Here is a 1,467-nt window from a genome sequence, read left to right as displayed (position 1 = left end):
AATGATAGGTGATTGGGTTGGTTGGCGCTTTACATTTCTATTTATTATGGCAGTTAGTGTTCTAGTAGGTATATTGATGATTATCTATCTTCCTAAAGAAAGCGAATTAGCACATGCCAATCGTTCTAATCATTCATCGGACCATGATTCCGAAATACCTTCACGTATCTTACGTCCTATGGAAATCGTAAAATATTTAATTATCACTTTCTTAGTTTTAGTAGCAAACTCAGTCACTTTTGTGTATATTAACCCATTAATTTTGTCAAAGGGACACGAGTTATCTTTTGTATCTCTAGCATTGTTAATCAACGGTGTTGCTGGAGTAATCGGAACATCACTTGGGGGAGTCTTTGCAGATAAAATTACAAGTAAGCGTTGGTTGATGATATCAGTATCAATCTTCATTATCATGATGCTTGTGTTAAACCTATTACTTGCAGGAACTGTTATTCTACTTATTGGGTTGTTTGTATGGAATATTATGCAATGGAGTACGAACCCTGCGATTCAAAGTGGGATTATAGAACACGTTGAAGGTGATACAAGCCAAGTAATGAGTTGGAATATGTCATGTCTGAACGCCGGTATTGGTTTTGGTGGCATTGTTGGAGGGTTAGTGATATCTCATATTAATGTTCAAGCCATAACCTATACAAGTGCTATAATTGGCTTACTCGGACTTATTGTTGTTTTAACTTTAAAGAACATTCATTACGCTAAAAATTAAAACCTGAATCGCTCATGTTAGTGGATGAGCGTTTCAGGTTTATTTATATATATGAAAGTATTCAGTATCTTTATGGTATTTAGACCAAGGCATTTTATTGTATCTTACAAAGTGACCTAAATCTGCCATCATGTCATGACTTAATTGAATATCTGATTGCGTATAATGATAATTATTTGCTGATAAAATATTTAAGTTGCCAAACCAAAATATCATATCGAGAATATGGTAAGCAGATTTAAAATGAATGCTTTTAGGTTTACACCAGTCGAAACGTGCTAACCATTTATGTTGAGAATGTGTAGATTGTAGAAAGTTCAATGCCATATTTTTAAAATAAGATGTCGTTATTACTTCTCTTTGTTGTTGTGCATTTTGAACTTCTTCTAAAATGGGAATATCGAATAAGCGCATGATTTCTTTAAAGCGCAATGGTGACAGTTTCCGTGAATCATTCTCTATATAAATATCTCCCTCAGAATTCGTGAAACCAACGAATACTGGTTTTGAAAATGCAGTTACAGATCGTGTCATTTCAGGGCTTTGGATAGGTTGATAAATCAAATCAAGACTTCTCGATGGCCCTCGTTCTACTTTATGTAATCTCATTAAATCTAAAATTTCATTACTAGTTAATGATTCAATTGATTTATCAGGATAATGCTTGTGAACTAAAGATTCAAATTGTTGCGCCTTATTATTTGCAGTTAGAGGAGAATCACTATGTAATGTGCCAC

General features: G+C 33.8%; 2 protein-coding genes. One reads left to right on the top strand and one right to left on the bottom strand.

All coding sequences use genetic code 11. The features are described 5' to 3' along the window. Window positions 1-730, top strand: a 730-nt coding sequence (locus ACFVU3_RS40025; RefSeq protein WP_390073706.1) for an MFS transporter, incomplete at its 5' end; no start/stop codon positions are given. A 39-nt stretch (window positions 731-769) separates the two neighbouring features. Here ACFVU3_RS40025 and ACFVU3_RS40020 read toward each other — a convergent pair. Then, a partial coding sequence (locus ACFVU3_RS40020) for a hypothetical protein (protein ID WP_390073705.1) occupies window positions 770-1,467 on the bottom strand: 698 nt, incomplete at its 5' end.

The sequence above is a fragment of the Streptomyces sp. NPDC058052 genome (genome assembly GCF_042885515.1).
GTDB lineage: Bacteria > Actinomycetota > Actinomycetes > Streptomycetales > Streptomycetaceae > Streptomyces.
Note: the sequence above shows the minus strand (reverse complement) of the source record. Positions and strands in the feature narration are given on the sequence as shown.